General features: G+C 71.6%; 15 protein-coding genes. 10 read left to right on the top strand and 5 right to left on the bottom strand.

The genetic code is table 11. The annotated features are described in order from the left end of the window. Positions 1 to 39 precede the first annotated feature (39 nt). The 7 genes from rhaI to GTY58_RS38440 all read left to right on the top strand — a co-directional run bounded on the left by rhaI (position 40) and on the right by GTY58_RS38440 (position 8,982). Positions 40 to 1,200 (top strand): L-rhamnose isomerase, encoded by a 1,161-nt coding sequence (gene rhaI, locus GTY58_RS38470; protein WP_010988810.1) that lies wholly within the window; start codon positions 40 to 42, stop codon positions 1,198 to 1,200. A 156-nt stretch (positions 1,201 to 1,356) separates the two neighbouring features. Further along, on the top strand, positions 1,357 to 3,396 hold the full coding sequence (locus GTY58_RS38465) for a bifunctional rhamnulose-1-phosphate aldolase/short-chain dehydrogenase (RefSeq protein ID WP_010988809.1): 2,040 nt from the start codon (positions 1,357 to 1,359) through the stop codon (positions 3,394 to 3,396). 5 nt (positions 3,397 to 3,401) lie between these two features. Continuing rightward, positions 3,402 to 4,838: a rhamnulokinase family protein gene (locus GTY58_RS38460; protein WP_037650915.1), complete on the top strand. Its 1,437-nt coding sequence runs from the start codon at positions 3,402 to 3,404 to the stop codon at positions 4,836 to 4,838. Positions 4,839 to 4,908: 70 nt separating this feature from the next. Further along, positions 4,909 to 5,664, top strand: coding sequence for a (Fe-S)-binding protein (locus GTY58_RS38455; protein ID WP_010988807.1), 756 nt, complete (start codon positions 4,909 to 4,911; stop codon positions 5,662 to 5,664). Further along, positions 5,661 to 7,136: a LutB/LldF family L-lactate oxidation iron-sulfur protein gene (locus tag GTY58_RS38450; RefSeq protein WP_010988806.1), complete on the top strand. Its 1,476-nt coding sequence runs from the start codon at positions 5,661 to 5,663 to the stop codon at positions 7,134 to 7,136. Before GTY58_RS38455 ends, GTY58_RS38450 begins: the two co-directional genes overlap by 4 nt. Further along, positions 7,133 to 7,795, top strand: coding sequence for a lactate utilization protein C (locus tag GTY58_RS38445; RefSeq protein ID WP_037650917.1), 663 nt, complete (start codon positions 7,133 to 7,135; stop codon positions 7,793 to 7,795). Before GTY58_RS38450 ends, GTY58_RS38445 begins: the two co-directional genes overlap by 4 nt. Before the next feature lie 32 nt (positions 7,796 to 7,827). Continuing rightward, on the top strand, positions 7,828 to 8,982 hold the full coding sequence (locus GTY58_RS38440; protein WP_010988804.1) for a betaine/proline/choline family ABC transporter ATP-binding protein: 1,155 nt from the start codon (positions 7,828 to 7,830) through the stop codon (positions 8,980 to 8,982). A 42-nt stretch (positions 8,983 to 9,024) separates the two neighbouring features. On the opposite strand, the gene GTY58_RS38435 is transcribed toward GTY58_RS38440, so the two are convergent. The 3 genes from GTY58_RS38435 to GTY58_RS38425 are packed head-to-tail and all read right to left on the bottom strand — an operon-like array spanning position 9,025 to position 11,305. After that, positions 9,025 to 9,960 (bottom strand): ABC transporter substrate-binding protein, encoded by a 936-nt coding sequence (locus GTY58_RS38435; protein WP_010988803.1) that lies wholly within the window; start codon positions 9,958 to 9,960, stop codon positions 9,025 to 9,027. Continuing rightward, the gene (locus tag GTY58_RS38430) at positions 9,957 to 10,628 is read right to left on the bottom strand and encodes an ABC transporter permease (protein ID WP_010988802.1); all 672 of its coding nucleotides are present in this window, start codon (positions 10,626 to 10,628) and stop codon (positions 9,957 to 9,959) included. Before GTY58_RS38430 ends, GTY58_RS38435 begins: the two co-directional genes overlap by 4 nt. Next, on the bottom strand, positions 10,625 to 11,305 hold the full coding sequence (locus GTY58_RS38425; protein ID WP_037650919.1) for an ABC transporter permease: 681 nt from the start codon (positions 11,303 to 11,305) through the stop codon (positions 10,625 to 10,627). The genes GTY58_RS38430 and GTY58_RS38425 overlap by 4 nt, the downstream gene beginning before the upstream one ends. Positions 11,306 to 11,466: 161 nt before the next feature. Here GTY58_RS38425 and GTY58_RS38420 point away from each other — a divergent pair, with 161 nt between their 5' ends. Together GTY58_RS38420 and GTY58_RS38415 are read left to right on the top strand one after the other, a co-directional pair. Then, entirely contained in the window at positions 11,467 to 12,249 is a 783-nt protein-coding gene (locus GTY58_RS38420) for an ABC transporter ATP-binding protein (RefSeq protein WP_037650921.1), read from the top strand. A gap of 3 nt (positions 12,250 to 12,252) precedes the next feature. Further along, complete coding sequence (locus GTY58_RS38415; protein WP_010988799.1) at positions 12,253 to 13,563, top strand: FtsX-like permease family protein; 1,311 nt, start codon at positions 12,253 to 12,255, stop codon at positions 13,561 to 13,563. Positions 13,564 to 13,658: 95 nt separating this feature from the next. Here GTY58_RS38415 and GTY58_RS38410 read toward each other — a convergent pair whose 3' ends face one another. Next, entirely contained in the window at positions 13,659 to 14,705 is a 1,047-nt protein-coding gene (locus GTY58_RS38410) for an LLM class flavin-dependent oxidoreductase (RefSeq protein WP_037650923.1), read from the bottom strand. Next, a complete protein-coding gene (locus GTY58_RS38405) occupies positions 14,705 to 15,232 on the bottom strand; it encodes an SRPBCC family protein (RefSeq protein ID WP_037650924.1) in 528 nt (175 codons plus the stop codon). The genes GTY58_RS38410 and GTY58_RS38405 overlap by 1 nt, the downstream gene beginning before the upstream one ends. A gap of 236 nt (positions 15,233 to 15,468) precedes the next feature. On the opposite strand from GTY58_RS38405, the gene GTY58_RS38400 reads away from it, so the two are divergent. Next, positions 15,469 to 15,837, top strand: a complete 369-nt coding sequence (locus tag GTY58_RS38400; RefSeq protein WP_042494044.1) for an ANTAR domain-containing protein — start codon at positions 15,469 to 15,471, stop codon at positions 15,835 to 15,837.

The raw sequence follows: 15,837 nt of genomic DNA, 5'->3' as shown, positions 1-15,837 counted from the left end.
ACGTAAGTCTTCCACCCCCGAAGTCACAGGAGCCTTGACGTGACCGAGCTCGCCGCGGTGAAGGCCGCCCTCAAGACCCAGGCCGTAGAGACGCCGTCATGGGCGTACGGGAACTCGGGGACCCGCTTCAAGGTGTTCGCGCAGCCGGGAGTCCCCCGCACGCCCCAGGAGAAGCTCGACGACGCCGCGCAGGTGCACGCGTACACGGGTGCCGCGCCGACCGTGGCACTGCACATCCCCTGGGACCGGGTCGAGGACTACGCGAAGCTCGCCGAGTACGCCGAGGAGCGCGGGCTGAAGCTGGGGACGATCAACTCCAACACCTTCCAGGACGACGCGTACAAGCTCGGCAGCATCTGCCACCCCGAGGCGGCCGTGCGCCGCAAAGCCCTTGATCACTTGCTCGAGTGCGTCGACATCATGGACGCGACCGGTTCGAAGGACCTGAAGCTGTGGTTCGCGGACGGCACCAACTATCCCGGCCAGGACGATGTCCGTGAGCGCCAGGACCGCCTCACCGAAGGGCTGGCCACGGTGTACGAGCGGCTCGGTGACGACCAGCGGATGCTGCTCGAGTACAAGTTCTTCGAGCCCGCCTTCTACACGACGGACGTGCCGGACTGGGGCACGGCGTACGCGCACTGCCTCAAGCTCGGTGACAGGGCGCAGGTCGTGGTCGACACCGGGCATCACGCACCCGGCACCAACATCGAGTTCATCGTGGCCACACTGCTGCGCGAGGGGAAGCTCGGCGGCTTCGACTTCAACTCCCGCTTCTACGCCGACGACGACCTGATGGTGGGCGCCGCCGACCCCTTCCAGCTGTTCCGGATCATGTACGAGGTGATCCGCGGCGGCGGCCTCACGTCCGACGTGGCCTTCATGCTCGACCAGTGCCACAACATCGAGGCGAAGATCCCGGCGATCATCCGCTCGGTGATGAACGTCCAGGAGGCGACGGCGAAGGCGCTGCTCGTGGATCGTGAGGCGCTGCGGTCGGCGCAGCGGTCCGGGGACGTGCTGGAGGCGAACGCGGTCCTCATGGACGCGTACAACACCGATGTACGGCCGCTGCTCGCCGAGCTGCGCGAGGAGACGGGGCTCGACCCGGACCCGGTCGCCGCGTACCGGCGGTCCGGGTGGGCGTCGAAGATCGCCGAGGAGCGGGTGGGTGGTCAGCAGGCGGGCTGGGGAGCGTGATCGCAGCGCCGCGTCCACCGGGTGAGGCCGGTGGCGGGCCGCGGGCCACTGCGGCCGGCCGCGCCCACGCGGCAAAGCCGCGCTTCGGACACCGCCCCGGGCCCCCTCAGGGCGCCTCAGTACATGTACATCTCTTCCCGAAGGACTGATCACACCATGGCACCCCACCCCGAAGCCGCCGCTCTCCTCGCCCGGTCCCACCGGCTCGGCGCCGATCCTCGCAACACCAACTACGCCGGCGGCAACGCCTCCGCGAAGGGCACCGCCACCGACCCCGTGACCGGTGGCGACGTCGAGTTGATGTGGGTCAAGGGGTCGGGTGGCGACCTCGGCACGCTGACCGAGGCCGGTCTCGCGGTGCTGCGGCTCGACCGGCTGCACGCGCTGAAGGGCGTCTACCCGGGTGTCGAGCGCGAGGACGAGATGGTGGCCGCGTTCGACTACTGCCTGCACGGCAAGGGCGGTGCGGCGCCGTCCATCGACACGGCGATGCACGGACTGGTGGACGCGGCCCACGTCGATCATCTGCACCCCGACTCCGGTATCGCGCTGGCCTGCGCCGCCGACGGCGAGAAGCTGACCGCCGAGTGCTTCGGCGACAGCGTGGCGTGGGTGCCCTGGCGCCGGCCCGGTTTCCAGCTCGGCCTGGACATCGCGGCCGTCAAGGAGGCCAACCCGCAGACGATCGGGTGCGTCCTGGGCGGCCACGGCATCACGGCGTGGGGCGCCACGGCCGAGGAGTGCGAGCGCAACTCGCTGCACATCATCCGCACCGCCGAGGCCTTCCTGGCCGAGCGGGGGAAGGCCGAGCCCTTCGGGCCGGTGATCGAGGGGTACGCGGCGCTCGGCGCCCCCGAGCGCCGGGAGCGGGCGGCGGCGCTGGCGCCGTACGTCCGTGCCGTCGCCGCCCAGGACCGGCCCCAGGTCGGTCACTTCACCGACTCCGAGGTCGTCCTGGACTTCCTCGCGAGCGCCGGACACCCGCGCCTGGCGGCCCTCGGCACGTCCTGCCCGGACCACTTCCTCCGTACGAAGGTCAGGCCGCTGGTCCTCGATCTGCCGCCCACCGCCGACCTGGACACCGCGGTCGCGCGCCTGACGGAACTGCACGCCGAGTACCGGGCGGAGTACGCCGCCTACTACCAGCGGCACGCCCTGCCCGACTCCCCCGCGATGCGCGGCGCCGACCCGGCGATCGTGCTCGTCCCCGGCGTCGGCATGTTCAGCTTCGGCAAGGACAAGCAGACCGCGCGCGTGGCCGGCGAGTTCTACGTCAACGCGATCAACGTGATGCGCGGCGCCGAGGCCGTCTCGACGTACGCGCCGATCGAGGAGTCGGAGAAGTTCCGCATCGAGTACTGGGCCCTCGAGGAGGCCAAGCTCCAGCGGCTGCCGAAGCCCAAGCCGCTGGCGACCCGGGTGGCGCTGGTGACGGGGGCGGGGAGCGGGATCGGCAAGGCGATCGCCGAGCGGCTGGTGGCCGAGGGCGCGTGCGTGGTGGTCGCGGACCTCAACGCGGAGAACGCGGCCGACGTCGCCTCCGCGCTGGGCGGTCCCGACAAGGCCGTGGCCGTCACCGTCGACGTGACCTCCGAGGAGCAGATCGCCGAGGCGTTCAAGGCGGCGGTGCTGGCCTTCGGCGGAGTCGATCTCGTCGTCAACAACGCGGGCATCTCCATCTCCAAGCCCCTCCTGGAGACCACCGCGAAGGACTGGGACCTCCAGCACGACATCATGGCCCGCGGCTCCTTCCTCGTCTCGCGCGAGGCGGCCCGGGTGATGACACAGCAGAAGCTGGGCGGCGACATCGTCTACATCGCCTCCAAGAACGCCGTCTTCGCCGGCCCCGACAACATCGCCTACTCCGCGACCAAGGCCGACCAGGCCCACCAAGTACGGCTGCTGGCCGCCGAGTTGGGCGAGCACGGAATCCGCGTCAACGGCGTCAACCCGGACGGGGTCGTCCGCGGCTCCGGCATCTTCGCGGGCGGCTGGGGTGCCCAGCGGGCGGCGACCTACGGGATCGAGGAGGAGAAGCTCGGCGAGTTCTACGCCCAGCGGACCATCCTCAAGCGGGAGGTACTGCCGGAGCACGTGGCGAACGCCGTCTTCGCCCTGACCGGCGGGGACCTCACCCACACCACCGGCCTGCACGTCCCGGTCGACGCCGGCGTCGCCGCCGCGTTCCTGCGGTGACCGCTGTGCACACGTACGCCGCGGTCGACCTCGGCGCGTCCAGCGGACGCGTCATGGTCGGCCGCGTGGGCCCCGGCTCACTGGATCTCACCGAGGCGCACCGCTTCCCGAACCGGCCCGTCCGCGTGCCCGAAGGGCTGCGCTGGGACATCCTCGCGCTGTACGCGGGCGTCCTCGACGGGCTGCGGGCCGCGGGCCGGGTCGACTCGGTCGGCATCGACAGCTGGGCCGTCGACCACGGCCTGCTGGACGCCGACGGCGCGCTGCTCGGCAACCCGGTGCACTACCGGGACGCGCGCACCGAGGGGATCGCGGAGCAGGTGTGGGCCAATGTGCCCGCCGCCGAGCTGTATGCGGCGACCGGACTCCAGTACGCGCCCTTCAACACGCTCTACCAGCTGACGGCAGCCCGCTCCTCGGCCCAACTGGCGCACGCCGAGCGTCTGTTGCTCGTCCCGGATCTCCTGACGTACTGGCTGACGGGCGAGGCGGGCACGGAGCTCACCAATGCCTCGACGACCCAGTTGATCGACCCGCGGACGCGCGACTGGTCGTACGACATCGCCCGGCGGCTCGGCATCGACCTCGGGCTGTTCGCGCCGCTGCGCCGGCCCGGTGACCCGGCGGGCGTGCTGCGGCCCGAGGTGCTGGCGGAGACCGGGCTGACCGGGCCGGTCCCGGTGACGACGGTCGGTTCGCACGACACGGCGTCGGCGGTGGCGGCGGTGCCCGCCGTGCGCGAACGCTTCGCGTACATCTGCACCGGCACCTGGTCCCTGGCGGGCCTGGAGCTGGACGCACCCGTCCTCACCGAGGCGAGCCGGCTGGCCAACTTCACCAACGAGCTGGGCCTCGACGACACGGTCCGGTATCTGCGGAACATCATGGGGCTGTGGCTGCTCCAGGAGTGCGTACGGGAGTGGGGGGACCCGGACCTGCCGCAGTTGTTGTCCGCCGCTGCCGAGCAGCCGCCCCTGCGGTCGGTCGTGGACGCGGGGGACGCCGCCTTCCTGGCCCCCGGCCGGATGCCGCAGCGCATCGCCGACGCCTGCCGCGCCTCGGACCAGCCCGTGCCCGACTCCCCCGCGGGCATCACCCGCTGCATCCTCGACTCGCTCGCGCTCGCCCACCGCAGGGCCGTCGCCGAGGCGCAGTCCCTGGCCGACCACCCGGTCGACGTCGTCCACATCGTCGGCGGCGGCACCCGCAACGCACTGCTGTGCCAGCTCACCGCCGACGCCTGCGGGCTCCCGGTCGTGGCCGGTCCGGCGGAGGCGGCCGCGCTGGGCAACGTCCTCGTCCAGGCCCGGGCGGGCGGCCTGGTCGGCGACCGTGCGGCCATGCGCGAACTCGTCGCCCGCACCCAGCCCCTGGCGCGGTACGAGCCGCGCGGCGACCCCGCGCGGTGGCAGGCGGCCGAGGCGCGGCTCACCGGCAGGTGAACGGGTCTCCCCTCCGGCTTTCGCGCCGCGTACGCTGCACTCATCCGATGACCGAGCACAAGGAGCCGCGATGCGTGTCGCCCTGTTCCTGACCTGTGTCAACGACACGCTGTATCCGGACACGGGCCGCGCCGTGCTGAAGTTGCTGACCAGGCTGGGTGTCGACGTCGACTTCCCGATGGACCAGACCTGCTGCGGACAGGCCCACTACAACACCGGCTACCGGCATCAGGCGGAGCCGCTGGCACGGCATTTCTCCGATGTATTCGGGGAGTACGAGGCAATCGTCACGCCGTCCGGGTCCTGCGGCGCGATGGTGCGGGAGCTGTATCCGCGGATGGGTGAGCGGGCACGCGCCGAGGGCCGCGGGGACACACTGGCGAAGACCTTGGCGCCGGTCGTGCCGAAGACGTACGAGCTGACCGAGTTCCTGGTGGACGTGCTGGGTGTCACGGACGTCGGCGCGTACTACCCGCACACGGTGACGTACCACCCGACCTGCCACGGTCTGCGCAGCCTGGGGCTTGGCGACCGGCCGCGCCGACTGCTCCAGGCGGTCAAGGGGCTGGAGCTGCGGGAGCTGCCCGGCGCCGACGAGTGCTGCGGCTTCGGCGGCACCTTCGCCGTCAAGAACCCCGACGTGTCCGCGGCGATGGGCACCGACAAGGTACGCAGCGCCGAGTCGACGGGCGCCGAGGTGCTGTGCGCCGCCGACAACTCGTGTCTGATGCACATCGGCGGCACGATGGCCCGGCTGAGCACCGCAATGCGGCCGGTGCACATCGCGGAGATCCTGGCGAGCACGGAAGAGGAGCCGAGCGCATGAGCGGGACGTTCGTCGGGATGCCGGCCTTCCCTGAGGCGGCCCATGACGCGGTGAACAACCGGACCCTGCGCGGCAATCTGCGCCACGCGACCCATACGATCCGCGCCAAGCGTGCCAAAGCGGTCGCGGAAGTCTCGGACTGGGCCGCGCTGCGCGAGGCCGGCAAGCAGATCAAGGATCACACGCTCCGTCATCTCGACCGGTATCTGGTGCAGTTGGAGGAGTCGGTCACGGCGGCCGGGGGCACGGTGCACTGGGCGGCCGACGCCGACGAGGCCAACCGGATCGTCACCCGGCTGGTCAAGGAAACCGGCGAGACCGAGGTCGTCAAGGTCAAGTCCATGGCCACCCAGGAGATCGCCCTCAACGAAGCGCTCGAAGCCGAGGGGATCCGCGCCTACGAGACCGACCTCGCCGAACTCATCGTGCAGTTGGGCAAGGACCGCCCCTCGCACATCCTCGTCCCCGCCATCCACCGCAACCGCGGCGAGATCCGCGACATCTTCCGCTCCGAGATGGGCGCGTGGGGACGTCCGGCGCCCGAAGGCCTCACCGACACGCCCGCCGAGCTCGCCGACGCCGCCCGCCTCCACCTGCGCGAGAAGTTCCTGCGCGCCAAGGTCGGCGTCTCCGGTGCCAACTTCATGGTCGCCGAGACCGGCACACTGGTGGTCGTGGAGTCGGAGGGCAACGGCCGGATGTGCCTCACCCTCCCCGAGACGCTGATCTCGGTCGTCGGCATCGAGAAGATCGTGCCGACCTGGCAGGACCTGGAGGTGTTCCTCCAGACGCTCCCCCGCTCCTCGACGGCCGAGCGCATGAACCCGTACACCTCGACCTGGACGGGCACCACGGACGGGGACGGCCCGCGAACCTTCCACCTGGTCCTCCTCGACAACGGCCGCACCGACACGCTCGCCGACGAGGTCGGCCGCCAGGCGCTGCGCTGCATCCGCTGCTCGGCATGTCTCAACGTCTGCCCGGTGTACGAGCGGGCGGGCGGCCATGCCTACGGATCGGTCTACCCGGGTCCGATCGGCGCCATCCTCAGCCCTCAGCTCCGGGGCACCGCGAGCGAGATCGACGCGTCACTGCCGTACGCGTCCTCGCTGTGCGGCGCCTGCTACGAGGTGTGCCCGGTCGCCATCGACATCCCCGAGGTGCTGGTGCATCTGCGCGAGCGGATCGTGGAGGGCGGCCCCGTGACGCGGGAGGGCGCCAAGGTCGTACTGAAGCCGGCGAAGGGGCACGCCGCCGAGCGGGCCGCGATGCGCGGGGCGCGCTGGGCCTTCAGCCACCCGGGCGCCCTGCGCGCCGGGCAACGGCTCGCGTCCCGGACGCGCCGCTTCCATCCCCGTACCTTGCCCGGCCCGGGCAAGGCGTGGAGCGCGAGCCGGGACCTGCCGGAGGTGCCCGCGGAGCCGTTCCGCGACTGGTGGCAGCGTACGCACGGTGGAAAGGACGCGAAGTGAGCAGCAGGGACGTGATCCTCGGCCGGGTGCGGCGCGCGCTCGCCGACGTATCGGACGACACGCCGTACGAGCAGGCGGTCGACCGGAGCTATCTGCGCGAGCACGGTGCCCGGAGCGTCGCGGAGACGGTCGACCTGCTGGCCGAGAACCTGGCGGACTACCGGGCGATCGTGCACCGCTGCACGGCCGACGGACTGCCGGCGGTGATCGCCGGGCTGCTCGCGGACCGCGGCTCGACGTCGGTGCTCGTGCCGCCCGGTCTGGACGGGGAATGGCTGGCGGCGACCGGGGTCCCGCGCGTCCCCGACCGGGCCGACAGCACCGCGCACGAGCTGGACCGGGTCGACAGCGTGGTCACGGCGTGCACGGTGGCGATCGCCGAGACGGGCACCCTCGTGCTGGACGGCGGCCCGGAGCAGGGCCGCCGCCGCGTCACTCTGGTGCCGGACCACCACATCTGTGTCGTACGCGTGCCGGACCAGGTGGTCTCCTCGGTGCCCCAGGCCCTTTTGCGCCTCGACCCGACGCGCCCGCTGACCTGGATCTCCGGTCCGTCGGCGACCAGTGACATCGAGCTCGACCGGGTCGAGGGAGTGCACGGTCCGCGCATCCTGGAGGTGGTGCTGGTGAGCGGCCGGCCCGGGGCGGTCACGGCGTAGCGGCGTGCGACCGGCGCGGTTAGCGTGAGGTCATGATCCGGTTCGAACAGGTCACCAAGCGCTATCCGGACGGCACCACAGCCGTGGACGGCCTGTCCTTCGAGGTCGCCGAGGGTGAACTCGTCACGCTCGTGGGTCCGTCGGGCTGCGGCAAGACGACCACCATGATGATGGTGAACCGGCTGATCGAACCGACCTCGGGGCGGATCTTCGTGAACGGCGAGGACATCGCGGCGGTCGACCCCGTGCGGCTGAGGCGGCGGATCGGCTACGTGATCCAGCAGGTGGGTCTGTTCCCGCACCGGACGATCCTCGACAACACGGCGACCGTGCCCTCGCTGATCGGCTGGAAGAAGCCGAAGGCGCGGGCGCGCGCGGCCGAGCTGCTCGGCCTGGTGGGCCTCGACCCGAAGACGTACGGCGCCCGCTATCCGGACCAGTTGTCGGGCGGTCAGCGTCAGCGTGTCGGGGTGGCGCGGGCGCTGGCCGCCGACCCGCCGGTGCTGCTGATGGACGAGCCGTTCGGCGCGGTCGATCCGGTGGTGCGGGAGCAGTTGCAGGACGAGTTCCTGCGAATGCAGGAGGCGGTGCGCAAGACGGTGCTGCTGGTGACGCACGACATCGAGGAGGCGGTGCGGCTCGGCGACCGGATCGCGGTGTACGGGCAGGGGCGCATCGAGCAGTTCGACACGCCGGGGGCGGTCCTCGGAACGCCCGCCACGCCGTACGTCGCCGAGTTCGTGGGCGCCGACCGCGGGTTGAAGCGGCTGTCGGTGACCGAGATCGAGGCGGACGATCTCGAACAGCCGCCGATCGCCCGCCTCGACGAGGCCGCCGAGCGGACGGCTGCCCGGCTGAACGCGGAGGGCGCCCGCTGGGCGGTCGTCCTGGACGCCGGGGGCGACCTGCACGGCTGGGTCGGCGTCGACGAGCTCGGCGCCGGCGGCGCCGTGCGCGATCTCGCCCACCGGATGAACTCCTGGGTGCCGGTGGGCGCCCCCCTGAAGGAGGCCTTCGGTGTGATGCTCCAGCACGACGCGGGCTGGGTCGCCGTCCTGGACGGGGCACGTTTCCTGGGCGTGCTGACCCCGGCCAAGCTCCATGAGGCGCTGCGCCGTTCGGTGGACGCGGACGCGCTGGGTGTGCCGCGCGGGCAGGTGTCGTTCGACTCGGTCGCGGATGCCTAGGGCCTGTCGCCAAACTCCCGTCTGCCCCGCAGCACCGGCCCGTCACTTCAGCAGGCCCTTCTCCGTCAGGTAGGACCGGGCCACGTCCTTCGGCAGCCGCCGCCAGCTGTCCACCTGCTGGTTCATGGCGGCCAGGTCACCGGTCGTGAGCACGTCGTTGAGCCGGTCGAGCGCCCCGGTGACCCGCTCGCTGCCTGCCTGCGCACGGTTGACCACGGGCACGATGCTGTCGGCGTTCTGGAGATGCCGGTCGTCGGCGAGCAGGACGAGCCCGAACTCGTCCAGGGTCGCGTCCGTCGTGGTGGTCAGCACCATCTGGTCCTGCCCGCTCTGGACCGCCCGCTTCGCCTGCGTGGTGCCGACGCCCTTCGGGTCGACGGCGGTGATGTCGATGCCGTACGTCTTCTTCAACCCCGGTTCGCAGTACGGGCGTTGCACACACTCGTCGCCCGCCGCGAGCCGCACCTTCAGCCCGGACCCGCCGAGGTCGCTCAGTGTCTTGAGGTGATGCTGCCGGGCGTACGCCTTCGTCACCGCGAAGGCGTTCTGGTCGACCGCCCTGCCCGCGTCGAGAACGGTCAGCCCGCGGGGCGCGGCGAGCTTGCGCAGGGCGCTCATCGTGGCGTTCTGATCGGGTGAGCCCACGGCCGGGGCGTCGGTACCGTGGGTCTTGGCGTTGAGCCAGTCCGCGAAGGTGGCCGCGTACTCCGGGACGACATCGATCTGCCCCGATTCCAGTGCGGGTTCGTAGAGTTCACGGTTGGCGACGGTCAGCATCGAGGTCTTGTATCCGGCCCGCTCCAGCAGCAGCGCGTACATCTGGGCCAGCAGGTCGCTCTCGGTGAATCCGGCCGAGCCGATGGTGAGGTGTCTGCTGTCGCCGGGCGGCGCGGTGACCTCGTCGCGGTTCTCCAGGGACGGGCCGGTGGTGCACCCCGTGAGCAGGAGCAGGCCCGCCAGCGCCGGGCGCCACGTCACCGCGGGCCTCGCGCCCAGTACGGTGCCAGCCGCTCGGCGGCCTCGAAGACGCCCTCGACGATCAGCGCGAACACGGCGACGAGTACGGCTCCGGCCACCACCTGCGGCGTGCTCGCCAGATTGAATCCCGCGGTGATGATCCGGCCGAGCCCGCCGCCGCCCGCCAGCGCGGCGATGGTGGCGGTCGCGACGAGCTGTACGGCGGCGATCCGCACCCCGTTCATGACAAGGGGCAGGGAAAGGGGGAGTTCCACGCGGAACAGCATCTGTCGCCCGGTCATGCCCATGCCGCGGGCGGCCCGCACCACACTGCGGTCGACCTCCCGCATCCCGACGTACGCGTTGGTGAGCAGCGGCGGCACGGCGAACAGGACCAGGGCGACCACCGTCGGCCCCTCCCCCCACTTGCCGAGCGGTGTGAGGAGCAGCAGCACCAGCACGGCGAAGGTGGGCACCGCACGGCCGACGTTGGAGATGTTGACGGCGAGCGCACCGCCCTTGCCGAGGTGGCCGAGGACGAGGGCGACCGGCAGGGCGATCAGACAGCTGATGACCAGGCAGACGACGGTCAGGACGAGGTGCTGGACGAGCCGGTGCCAGATGCCGTCGGCGCCCGCCCAGTTCGCCGGGTCGGTGAGCCAGTCCCACGCGCCGGTCAGGGTGTTCATCCGCGCTGCGCTCTCGTCCAGGGCGTGATCAGCCACTGCACACCGAGCAGCAGCAGATCGGCCGCCACGGCGATGACCACGCACAGCACGGACGCGGTCAGCACCTGGGCCTTGAAGTACGTGTTCATGCCCGCGTAGATGAGGTTGCCGAGCCCGCCGAAGCCGACGATCGCGCCGACGGTCACCAGGGAGACGGCCGAGACCGTCGCGATCCGGAGCCCGGCCATGGCGGCGGGCAGGGCGAGGGGCAGCTCTACGGTCAGAAGGAGCCGGACGGGCCCGTACCCCATGCCGCGCGCGGCCTGCCGGGTCTCCTCGGGAACGGCGCGCAGACCGGCGAGGATGTTCCGTACGAGCAGGGTGAGCGAGTAGAGGACGAGCCCCGCGACGACCAGGGCGGCCGAGAGCCCGTACACGGGCAGGAGCAGCGAGAACATCGCGAGGGACGGGATCGTGTAGAGGATCGTGGTCACGGCGAGGACCGGCCCGGCGGCCCAGCCCCAGCGGCGCGCCAGCACGGCCAGCGGCAGGGCGATGACGAGGCCGACGAGCACCGAGACCGCGGTCAGCTGGAGGTGCTGCACCACCGCGTCGAGGAGGATCTGGCGGCGGCTGCTCAGGTACTCCCCGCAGATCCACTCGTTGCGCGCGAGGCAGTCGTCCGGGGGCGCGGTCACCCGTCCATTGCACCGGGCGGGCGCGGGGGTCGGCTCGTTCTGGTGACCCGTACGGGGTGTCGCTGGGTACACCCGGCAATACGGGTTCTGCGCCCCATGTGGCGGGGCCGCGCTCTCCGTAGCGTCTTGGGCAGGGCACAGGGCGTGCCGGACGGAGAGTGATGACGATGTTTCGCCGCAAGGACACGGGGTCCGCCCCGAGCGCGGAGGCGCTGCGCCTGGTCAAGGTCACCAGGACCTACGGCAGTGACGACAGTGCCGTGACCGCCCTCGACGGGGTGTCCCTCAGCCTGGCCCGCGGCACGTTCACCGCGGTGATGGGGCCGTCGGGTTCCGGGAAGTCGACGCTGTTGCAGTGCGCGGCCGGACTCGACCGTCCCGACAGCGGCATCGTGAGGGTGGACGGCACGGAGCTGACGGGCGGCAGCGAGGCCGCGCTGACGAGGTTCCGGCGCGGCCGGGTCGGCTTCGTCTTCCAGCAGTACAACCTGCTGCCGACGCTGACCGTGGCGCAGAACACGATCCTGCCGCTGAAGCTCGCCGGCCGGCGCGTCGACCGGCAGCGGGCGCGGGAGACGCTGACGGCCGTGGGGCTCGGCGACCGCCTCGGCCACCGGCCCGACCAGCTCTCCGGTGGCCAGCGTCAGCGGGTCGCGATCGCCCGTGCGCTCGTCACCGAACCCCGCGTGATCTTCGCGGACGAGCCGACGGGCGCGCTGGACACCCGCAGCGCGCGCGAGGTGCTGCGGCTGCTCCAGCAGGCGGTGCGGGTGCACGGCCGGACGGTCGTGATGGTGACGCACGACCCGGTGGCGGCCTCGTACGCCGACTCGGTCGTCTTCCTCGCGGACGGGCGCCTCGCGGGCGAACTGCACGGCCCGACGGTCGACGCGGTCGCCGAGCGTCTGGCGCACCTGGGCGACGACGTGACGGCGGGGGTGTGAGCCGTGTTCGCTCTGGCCGTGCGCTCCGTCCGGCAGCGCCCCGGGCGCTTCCTCGCCACGCTGCTGTCCGCGTTCCTCGGGGCGGCGATCATCATGACGTTCAACTCGATGTACGACACCGCCGGGCAGCGGGGCGTCGACCCGGTGAGCGCGGAGTCGCTGACCACCTCGGCGAGCGTCGTCGGCGGCTACGGCACCCTGCTGGTGTTCTTCGCCGTGGCCTCGACGCTGACGGTCAACGTCCGCCAACGCGGCGCCGAGATCGACCTGTTGCGCTGCTCGAGGGCGACTCCGGCGCAGATCAAACGGATGGTGGTGGGTGAGTCGGTGGTCGTGGCCCTGGTGGGTGCGGTGCTGGCGATCGGTCCGGCGATGCTCGGCGGGCGGGCGCTGCTGAGCGTCTTCCAGGACAGCGGACAGGTCGCCGGCTCCGTCGACCACTCCTTCGGCCCCGTCGCCCTGATGTCCGGTATCGACATCACGGTCCTCGCGGCCGCGGGCGCCGCGTTCCTGGCGGTGCGGCGGGCGACACGGCGGCGCGAACCCCGGGCCGGGGCACGGAAGTTCTTCGCCTACGCGGCCCTGGCGGCCGGCGGGGCGGCGGTCTGCTCCACCTTCGCCTTCTCGGCGAAGGACGCCGCCCTGATGGCGCCGCCCGCTTACGGGGCGATCCTGATCTCGGTGGGGCTCGCGCTGTTCTCGCCCCGGCTGCTGAAGGGCTTGCTCGACCGGCTTTCGCCGGCCGGCGCGAGCGGCTGGCTCGCCGTACGCACCCTGCGGGAGCGCACCGCCGAGGCGTCCGCCGTGCTGATGCCGCTGGTCCTCTTCACCGCCGTGGCGACGGCGACGCTCTGCATGCAGGCGGCCGAGAACGACGCGATCAAGGCCTCGGGCGTCCCGAAGTCGATCGACGCGAAGAACCTGGAGACCCTGAACCTCGTGGTCGTCGGCATCATCGTGGTCTTCGCCTGCGTCATGCTGATCAACTCCCTGTACGCGGCGACGACCTACCGCGGCCGGGAGTTCGGGCAGCAGCGGCTGGCGGGGGCGACCCCGGGACAGGTGCTGGGGACGGTCGGAGTCGAGAGCGTCATCCTGACGGTCACCGGCGTCCTCCTCGGATCCGTCGCCGGGCTGGCCGGGATCGTTCCCTTCACCGTCGTGCGCACGGATTCGCCGTGGCCGCACCAAGGCCTGGGGATCTGGCTCACGATCGCCTCGGTGGCCGCGGCGGTGACGCTGGGCACGAGCCTGGCCACCGCCCGGCGAACGCTGCGGACACCGGCGGTGGAGTCGGTGACGCTGGCCGCGTAGGAGCGCCACCGGACCGAGGGGCGGCCGCGTCGGCGGCTGCCCCTCGGTCCCTCACGCGTACGCCGCTCCCCGACCCCGCACCCGTACGCCGCTCCTCAGTCCGTCGCTCGTACGAGGTCCAGGGCGCGCCCGAGTGTGGTGAGCCGCGCGTCGAGGGTGTCGCCCGCCGGGTAGAGGCGAACGGTGTCGACGCCGGCGTTCCGCCAGACGCGCAGCCGCTCGCGCACCATGTCCTCGGTGCCGATCAGGGTGGTGGCGAGGACCATCTCGTCGGTGATCAGGGCGGCCGCCGCGGCACGGTCGCCGGCCTGCCAGCGCTCGCCGACCTCGGCCGCGATGGCGGCCCAGCCCTGGCGGCTGTAGGCCTGGTTGTAGAAGTTCGTGCCGGCCGAGCCCATGCCGCCCAGGCTGAAGGCGAGTTCCTTCTTCCGGCCCGCGATCATCACCCGCAGTGCTTCCTCGTCCGCGGCGAACGCGACTTCCGCGCCCTGGCAGATGTCGAGGTCCGCACGCGTGCGCCCCGCTGCCGCGAGCCCCTTGTCCAGATGGTCGAAGTACGCCTCCTTGGCACCCTCGGGCACGAAGCTGGTGCCCAGCCAGCCGTCCGCGATCCGGCCGGTCAGCTCCAGCATCTTCGGCGAGAGCGTGGCGAGGTACACGGGAATGTCGTGCTCGGCGCGCATGGACAGCCGCATGGGCCGGGCCTCCCCGCCCGGCAGCGGAAGGGTGAACTCCCGTCCGGCGTACGAGACCTTCTCCCCGGTCGCCGCGCACCGCAGGATCTCGACGGTCTCCCGCATCCGGGCGAGCGGACGCGCGAACGGCACGCCGTGCAGCCCCTCGATCACCTGCGGGCCGGACGGGCCGAGCCCGAGGAGGAAACGTCCCTCGGAGATGTTGGACAGCGTGATCGCCGCCCGGGCGATGGCCATGGGGGTGCGCGTGCCGAGCTGGATGATGCCGGAGCCGAGCAGCATGCGTTGGGTGCGTGCGGCGAGGTATCCCAGGGGCGAGGGCGCCTCGGAGCCCCATGCCTCGGCCACCCAGCAGATGTCGAGACCCAGCTTCTCCGCCTCGGTGACGTAGTCCACCGTCTCCCGCCAGGTGCCGCCGGACGCCTCGATCGTGGTCGACGTACGCATCACGCCTCCACCTCGTCCCGGCCGCCCTCGGCGAGCTTCTTGATCACATCGAGGGTGGCACCCATGTTGGTCTCGAACTCCCGCATCCGTACGAAGACGATCTTCTGCTCCTTGTCCGGCATCCGGTCGATGGCGTACGAGAGCCCGGAGCGGCCGGGGCCGAGTTGCATCCACTCCCGCAGCAGCGTGCCGCCGTCCCGCTCCTCCAGCTCGAACCGCCAGACCGAGGAGGGGAGTTCGGGGTCCTCCACCGCCCAGGCGAACACCCGTGGCGGCTCGTACCGTACGACGTGGGAGGTGGTCGCCCACTCCCCCAGTGCCTCGTGGCTGCTGCGGCCCACGAAGCGGGCGCCCAGGGCGGGCCCGCGGCGGCCGTCGAGCCATTCCACCGACTGAAGCTCGGGGCTGGTCCGCGGCATCAGCGCGATGTCCGAGACCAGTTCCCACACCCGCTGCGGCGGAGCATCGATCCAGACCGGCACTTCGACCGTCGGCCCGTCCGCATACCTCGCACCCGTCCACTCCACGACCAAGGACCTCCCCGCCATCGCATCACCCACGCCCATGTGGGCTTCGACCTCCAAAGTTGTGTAGATAGACTCACTTGTCAAGACCCACTCACAACCCAGTCAAGGCCACTCACGACTCGCTCAAGGCCCGTTCGAGGTCCGCTCAGGGCCCGGTTCGCCCACACCGGCCCCAACGGTGAGGATGGAAGGGACGCCAGACATCGCCGAACGGCGTGACGCCCGCGGAGGGGACGATGATTTCGAAGCCCCGTTCAGGTCCTGACGAGCCGCATGCCACCGCTGCCGAACCGGATCGCATCGTCGAGCTGGAGGAGGAGATCGGCCAGCTCAAGGAGGCCGTCACCTCCCATGCGGTGGTGGACCAGGCCATCGGTGTGCTGGTCGCCCTGGGCCGGGTGACACCCGACCAGGGCTGGGCCGTGCTCCGGGAGGTCTCGCAGCACACGAACATCAAGCTGCGGTGCGTCGCGGAGATGATCCTCATCTGGGGACACAGCGGGGACGACCTGCCGCCCGATGTCCGCGCCACCCTGGAGGACACCCTCGACCGCTGCGGGCCCACACAGTTGCCGGGGGCACCGCCGGTTCCGCCGGCTGATTGA

Origin of the sequence: Streptomyces sp. SID5469, from assembly GCF_009862865.1 — a bacterium.
GTDB classification, from domain to species: domain Bacteria; phylum Actinomycetota; class Actinomycetes; order Streptomycetales; family Streptomycetaceae; genus Streptomyces; species Streptomyces avermitilis.
Note: the sequence above shows the minus strand (reverse complement) of the source record. Positions and strands in the feature narration are given on the sequence as shown.

Excerpts from the sequence above, each read along its gene's own strand:
- GTY58_RS38465 (WP_010988809.1), top strand. The coding sequence starts at position 1,357 with ATGGCACCCCACCCCGAAGCCGCCGCTCTCCTCGCCCGGTCCCACCGG.
- GTY58_RS38455 (WP_010988807.1), top strand. The coding sequence starts at position 4,909 with ATGCGTGTCGCCCTGTTCCTGACCTGTGTCAACGACACGCTGTATCCG.
- GTY58_RS38450 (WP_010988806.1), top strand. The coding sequence starts at position 5,661 with ATGAGCGGGACGTTCGTCGGGATGCCGGCCTTCCCTGAGGCGGCCCAT.
- GTY58_RS38440 (WP_010988804.1), top strand. The coding sequence starts at position 7,828 with ATGATCCGGTTCGAACAGGTCACCAAGCGCTATCCGGACGGCACCACA.
- GTY58_RS38430 (WP_010988802.1), bottom strand. The coding sequence starts at position 10,628 with ATGAACACCCTGACCGGCGCGTGGGACTGGCTCACCGACCCGGCGAAC.
- GTY58_RS38420 (WP_037650921.1), top strand. The coding sequence starts at position 11,467 with ATGACGATGTTTCGCCGCAAGGACACGGGGTCCGCCCCGAGCGCGGAG.
- GTY58_RS38410 (WP_037650923.1), bottom strand. The coding sequence starts at position 14,705 with ATGCGTACGTCGACCACGATCGAGGCGTCCGGCGGCACCTGGCGGGAG.
- GTY58_RS38400 (WP_042494044.1), top strand. The coding sequence starts at position 15,469 with ATGATTTCGAAGCCCCGTTCAGGTCCTGACGAGCCGCATGCCACCGCT.